The organism is Rhodoferax sp. (genome assembly GCF_037143375.1).
GTDB lineage: Bacteria > Pseudomonadota > Gammaproteobacteria > Burkholderiales > Burkholderiaceae_C > Rhodoferax.
The window spans coordinates 1-3,356 of record NZ_JBAWYV010000244.1; the positions used below are offsets into that span (position 1 = coordinate 1).

Consider the following 3,356-nt stretch of genomic DNA (forward strand, 5'->3'; position numbering starts at 1 on the left):
GCGGCGATGATGGCGGCGTAAAAGTCTTCCTTGTTGATCAGGATGCCGCCTTCAAAGGCGCTCTCCAAAATCATCACCGGGTCTTTGGGCATGCCAATGTCAATCTTGTAAATATTGCTGCCAAAGATGCTCTGACCCAAGCCTTCAAGAAAGTAGGCAATGCCCAGCGTGGCCATCAACAAGGTGGTGCCTTCCTGGTTGACCAGGTGACGCAACACCAGATGTTCAATCACCCAGGCCACCACAAACATCACCACACCCGCCCCGACAAAGGCGATCAGATTCGAGAGAACGGGGTTGCTGATGCCAAGGTAGATCGGCACCCACTCCGAAAAACGCGCCATCGCCAGCGCTGCGAACAGCACCATGGCACCCTGTGCAAAGTTGAACACGCCCGAGGCTTTGTAGATGAGCACGAAGCCCAGCGCTACCAGCGAATACAGCATGCCGGCCATCAGGCCGCCAAACAAGGTTTCAAGAAAAAATGCCATTCCAACTCCTTAAACAGTTGGGGACAGAGCTAGCTCGCTTCGCGTAGCTGCGGTCTTTCCCACAAATTCTCACTATTAGTGACTCGTGCCCAGATAGGCGCTGATCACTTCTTCGTTATTGCGAACTTCGTCGGGGGTGCCGTCGCCAATCTTTTTGCCGTAATCAAGCACCACCACGCGGTCTGAAATATCCATCACCACACCCATGTCGTGCTCAATCAGGACCACGGTGGTGCCAAACTCCTGGTTGACGTCCAGAATAAAGCGGCACATGTCCTGCTTCTCTTCCACGTTCATACCCGCCATGGGTTCATCCAGCAACAGCACTTGCGGCTCCATCGCCAGGGCGCGGCCCAAGTCCACCCGCTTTTGCAGGCCATAAGGCAACTGGCCGACCGGGGTTTTGCGGAATGCCTGAATTTCCAGGAAGTCGATGATGTGTTCGACCTTCTCGCGGTGCATTTCTTCTTCGCGCTGAGCCGGGCCGACCCGCAGCGCCTGCCACAGCAAGTTGCTTTTGATCTTGAGATTGCGGCCGGTCATGATGTTGTCGATCACGCTCATGCCCTTGAACAAAGCCAGGTTCTGGAACGTGCGGCCAATGCCCATCACCGCCACCTGGTGACTGTCCATGTGGCCAAAGGTTTGACCCCGAAAAGTAATGGCGCCCTGCTGCGGTTTGTAAACCCCGTTGATGCAGTTCAGCATGGAGCTTTTACCGGCGCCGTTGGGGCCGATGATGGCGCGCACTTCATGCTCACGCACATTGAAGGAAATGTCGGTCAGCGCCTTGACACCCCCGAAACTCAAAGAGATGTTATTGACATCAAGAATGACGTCGCCAATTTTTTTGCTCATGCTGCTGCCTTTACTGGCGCAAAGGTTTTTGCGTCGTCAATTCTTAAAGTGGCACTGACGCTGCCGGTGCGGCCGTCTTCAAACTTGACCACGGTTTCAATGAACTGCGTGGTTTTTCCGCCGTACAAGGCGTCAATCAACGCGCTGTATTTCTCGGCAATGAAGCCGCGACGAACCTTGTTGGTGCGGGTCAGTTCGCCGTCATCGGCGTCCAGCTCTTTGTGCAACACCAGAAAACGGCTGACCTGCGAGCCCGCCAGCAGCGTATCCACACTCAGATCGGCATTGACGCTCTCGACGCATTCTTTGATGAGTTGGTAGACCTCGGGCTTTTGCGCCAGATCGGTGTACCCGGCATACGGCAGGTTGCGCCGCTCGGCCCAGTTGCCGACCGCGTCAAAGTCGATGTTGACCATGACGCAGACTTTTTCGCGCCCGTCACCGTAAGCCACAACCTCTTTAATGTGAGAGAAAAACTTGAGCTTGTTCTCGACGTACTTGGGCGCAAACATGGCACCGTCATTGGCACCGCCCTTGATGCGACCCACGTCTTTGACGCGGTCGATGATCTTGAGGTGGCCGTTCGCATCCAGAAAACCTGCATCGCTGGTGTGGTACCAGCCCTCGGCCGTCAAAACCTCTGCCGTAGCGGCCGGGTTTTTGTAGTATTCCTTGAACAAACCGGGGGACTTGACCAGAATTTCGCCGTTGCTAGCCAACTTGATTTCGACCCCGGCGCAAGGCACCCCAACGGTGTCGGCGCGCGCCTCGTTGTCGGGCTGCAAGCAGACAAACACGGCGGTTTCGGTAGAACCATACAGTTGCTTGAGATTGATGCCGATGGAGCGGTAAAACGTGAACAGGTCAGGTCCAATTGCCTCACCTGCGGTGTAGGCCACACGGACCCGGCTCATGCCCAGGCTGTTGCGCAACGGGCCATAAACCAGTGCATTGCCCATGGCGTAAAGCAGACTGTCCACCATAGAGAGCGGTTGTCCATCCATCTTGCTCGGACCGACCCGCTTCGCCACACCCATGAAGTAATGGAACATGCCACGCATGAGGGCGCCGGCATCTTCCATGCGAATCATCACGCTGGTGAGCAGCCCTTCAAACACTCGGGGAGGCGCAAAATAATAGGTAGGACCAATTTCCTTCAGGTCGATCGTGACGGTCGCAGCCGACTCGGGGCAGTTCACCACATAGCCGCAGGCCAACCACTGCGAGTAGCTGAAAATATTCTGACCAATCCAGGCCGGTGGCAAGTAGGCCAGCACTTCTTCATGCGGGGTCAGCTTGTCGAAATCGGCCCCGGCCTTGGCGCGGTTCAACAGCGAGTTGTGGGTGTGCACTACGCCCTTGGGATTGCCGGTGGTGCCGGACGTAAAGAACATAGCGCCCACATCGTCAGGCTTGACCTTGGCCACTTCAGCTTTAAAAAATTCTGTTTGCAGAGCTGCAAAGGCCTTGCCAGCGGCAACCAGTTCATCGACAGAGGACAGGCCCGGCTCGTCGTAGTTGCGCAGTCCGCGTGGATCGTCAAAATAGATACGGGTGAGTTGCGGGCATTTATCGCGAATCTCCAGCAACTTGTCGACTTGCTCCTGGTCTTCGGCAAAGGCAAAAGAGACCTCGGCGTCGTTGATAGGAAACACGCATTCCTGACCGGCCGCATCCTGGTACAGCGGGATAGGAATGGCGCCAAGCGACTGCACGGCCAGCATGGTGGCATAGAGACGTGGGCGATTGGCACCGACCACAATCATGTGCTGACCCGGGCGCAATCCGGCCTGGTGCAAGCCACAGGCCAGATGCTCGACGAGCCCCGCCAGATCCGACCAGGAAAGTGCCTGCCAGATGCCGTACTCTTTTTCGCGCATGGCAGGCTCCAGCGGCCGCTGGGCCGCATGGTCTAAAAGCAGTCGAGGAAAAGTGGTCTGCATCCCGTACCTTTTAAATAACTTGTGGGACAGATCTTTAGCTCTGTCCCCAACTGATTGAGACTTG

Annotated in this window: 2 protein-coding genes and 1 pseudogene; all 3 read right to left on the minus strand. The window is 56.2% G+C overall.

Features of this window, described 5'->3' with window-relative positions; translation table 11 throughout:
* Positions 1-491, minus strand: a pseudogene (locus tag WCG50_RS18410) (branched-chain amino acid ABC transporter permease); the annotation flags it as partial.
* A 75-nt stretch (positions 492-566) separates the two neighbouring features.
* Positions 567-1,349 (minus strand): ABC transporter ATP-binding protein, encoded by a 783-nt coding sequence (locus WCG50_RS18415; RefSeq protein ID WP_336901053.1) that lies wholly within the window; start codon positions 1,347-1,349, stop codon positions 567-569.
* Positions 1,346-3,292 carry an AMP-binding protein gene (locus WCG50_RS18420; RefSeq protein WP_336901054.1) on the minus strand — a complete coding sequence of 649 codons (1,947 nt, stop codon included), beginning with the start codon at positions 3,290-3,292 and terminating at the stop codon, positions 1,346-1,348. The genes WCG50_RS18415 and WCG50_RS18420 overlap by 4 nt, the downstream gene beginning before the upstream one ends.
* Positions 3,293-3,356 lie beyond the last annotated feature (64 nt).

Excerpts from the sequence above, each read along its gene's own strand:
- WCG50_RS18415 (WP_336901053.1), bottom strand. The coding sequence starts at position 1,349 with ATGAGCAAAAAAATTGGCGACGTCATTCTTGATGTCAATAACATCTCT.
- WCG50_RS18420 (WP_336901054.1), bottom strand. The coding sequence starts at position 3,292 with ATGCAGACCACTTTTCCTCGACTGCTTTTAGACCATGCGGCCCAGCGG.